Annotated in this window: 3 protein-coding genes and 1 pseudogene; all 4 read right to left on the bottom strand. The window is 72.5% G+C overall.

What is annotated here, in order from left to right; all coding sequences use genetic code 11:
• A pseudogene (locus AB0O00_RS36305) lies at positions 1-250 on the bottom strand (hypothetical protein); the annotation flags it as partial.
• A gap of 73 nt (positions 251-323) precedes the next feature.
• A complete protein-coding gene (locus tag AB0O00_RS36310) occupies positions 324-1,058 on the bottom strand; it encodes a hypothetical protein (protein ID WP_363658972.1) in 735 nt (244 codons plus the stop codon).
• 2 nt (positions 1,059-1,060) lie between these two features.
• Positions 1,061-1,585, bottom strand: a complete 525-nt coding sequence (locus tag AB0O00_RS36315) for a phage tail protein (protein ID WP_359975009.1) — start codon at positions 1,583-1,585, stop codon at positions 1,061-1,063.
• Positions 1,586-1,633: 48 nt separating this feature from the next.
• On the bottom strand, positions 1,634-2,303 hold a 670-nt coding region (locus tag AB0O00_RS36320), incomplete at its 5' end, for a phage tail sheath C-terminal domain-containing protein (protein ID WP_363658973.1).

The raw sequence follows: 2,303 nt of genomic DNA on the forward strand, positions 1-2,303 counted from the left end.
GGCCGGGCGGCTCGGTGGGGGCGGGCGGAGACGGGCTGAGGTCGGACGGCTCGGCGGCGGGGAGTGCGGGCACGTCGACCGGGGGAATGCTGTCGACTGCCGCCAACTCGGCCGATTCCAGGGGAGGTTCGGCCTGCGGAAGCCACACCTGCATCCGCCTCCGGGGCTCGAAGAGCGATCCGATCAGCGGCCGGATCGGCGGCCCGTCCGCACCGCCGGCGCCCAGCAGGCGGTCCACGAAGTCGCTCATGCGCCCGCCTCGCTGCGCTCGGCGGTCGCTTCGCGAAACGCGCACCTCTTCATGATTCGCTTGCTCCGCTCGCTCATGCCGTCACCAACTCCAGGTACAGCTGCCGCCGTTCGGGCCCGACCGCGAGCACCTCGGCCTCCGTCCAGCCGTAGGCGGTGGCGAGTGCATGCACGTCGTGGAGCAACCGCCGTGCGTGGGCGTCGAGTTCGGCCCACAGGTAGCCGGAGGCGTCGAACGGGGACGTCCAGGCGTGGCCGCACTCCGCGCAGTCGAGGTCCAGCCGGACGTCCGCCTGCGGGTCCTGCGCGCCCAGGGCGCCGGCCACGGCCTCCAGGACGTCCGCCGGGAGCGCGTCGGCGGCGACCGGCCGGCCGTCGGCCACCGCCGAGGTCAGCACCCGCCCGAGCAGCGCCCGCCGGGCGGCGGCGCGCGGGGCACCGCGGACGGCGAGCAGGTCCCGGGTGGTGACCGGACGGAACGCGAGCTCGAAACCCCCGGCCCGCACGACCCGTTCGCCCTCCGGCGGCGCGGCCGTGACGTCCTGCGGGGTCAGCTCCAGCTCCAGTTCCGTCCGGCAGGACGGGCACGTGACGGCGCACGGCAGGCCGGGGCCGAAGCACCGCACCCGCAGGCCCAGTACCAGCTCCTCCCGGCGCCCGACCGCGAGGTCCGCGACGGCCGCCGGGTCGGCGCCGCCGGCCGCGGCGAGCACCAGGGCACGCCGGACCGGGTCCTGTCCGCGCCCGGCCTCCCAGACCGCGAGCAGGCCCTGCTCCGTCAGCGGGCCGGCTTCCGTGAGTGCGTCCATCGTCAGGCCGGGTCCTCGAAGGACGGCTCGACCGGCTCCGGCAGGTCCTCGCGCACCCAGCCCTCGTTCTCCAGCTTGATGTGCTGGATGGCGACCGCGTTGGCGTTGGCGTCGAGGTCGGACACCGGCTGGTACTCCGACACCCAGCAGTTGAACACCTGGTAGGAGAGCACCTTCTGGCCCGCCTCGTTGAAGACGTCGACGATGATGTCCCGCCGGAAGTCCTTGAGCGAGGACTCGAGCCCGCCGCTCGCGTTGGTCAGGCTCCACACCCGGTTCGCCCACTGCTCGAACACCTTGTCGCCGGTGACCCCGCGCTCCAGGGTGATCGCGTCGTACTCGGTGCGCCCGGGCAGCTTGGTGCTGGTCGCCGGGTCTCCGCCGCTGCGGTGCTTGATCACCTCGGTGCTGCGCTTGAACCCGGTGACCTTGCTGACGCCCGCGATGTAGTCGGTGCCGCCGCCGAACTTCACCCGGAACCGGAAGTTCTTGTACGGGTCGCGGCGCTTCGTCCTGCTGTCGGCCATGGCCTGCCTCTCTGTGAGGTCCCTGCTGTGAGGTCCCTGAGGATGCGCTCAGACCTGGATCTGGCCGGCGAGCTGCTGGATATGGATGATCACGAACTCGGCGGGCTTGAGCGGGGCGAAGCCGACCTGGATGTTGACGATCCCGCGGTCGATGTCGTTCTGCGGGTTGTTCGTCGCGTCGCACACCACCTGGTACGCGTCCCTGGGCGTGCGGCCCTGGAAGGCGCCCTGGCGGAACAGGGTGTTCATGAACGCGCCGACGTTGAGCCGGATCGAGGACCACAGCGGCTCGTCGTTGGGCTCGAAGACCACCCACTGGGTGCCGCGGAACAGGCTCTCCTCGATGAACAGCGCAGTCCGGCGCACCGGGACGTACTTCCACTGGTCGGCTTGGACGTCGGCGCCCCTCAGCGTGCGCGCGCCCCACACGAGGTTGCCGAACACCGGCCGCTGGCGCAGGCAGTTGACGCCGTACGGGTTGAGGATGCCGTTTTCGAGGTCGGTCATCGGCACGAGCGGCGCGACGACGCCGGCGAGGCCCGCGTCGGTGCCCGCCGGGGCCTTCCACGCGCCGCGCGCGACGTCCGTGCGGGCCCACACGCCGGCGACGGCGCCGCAGGGCGGGAAGTCGCGGACGTGGTTCTGCTGTTCGGTGTCGGGGAGCAGGATGCGCGGGAAGTACACGGCGGCGTTGCGGGCGGCCGGGTCGCCGGCGAGC

It is taken from the genome of Kitasatospora sp. NPDC093558, from assembly GCF_040683475.1.
Taxonomy (GTDB): Bacteria; Actinomycetota; Actinomycetes; order Streptomycetales; family Streptomycetaceae; genus Kitasatospora.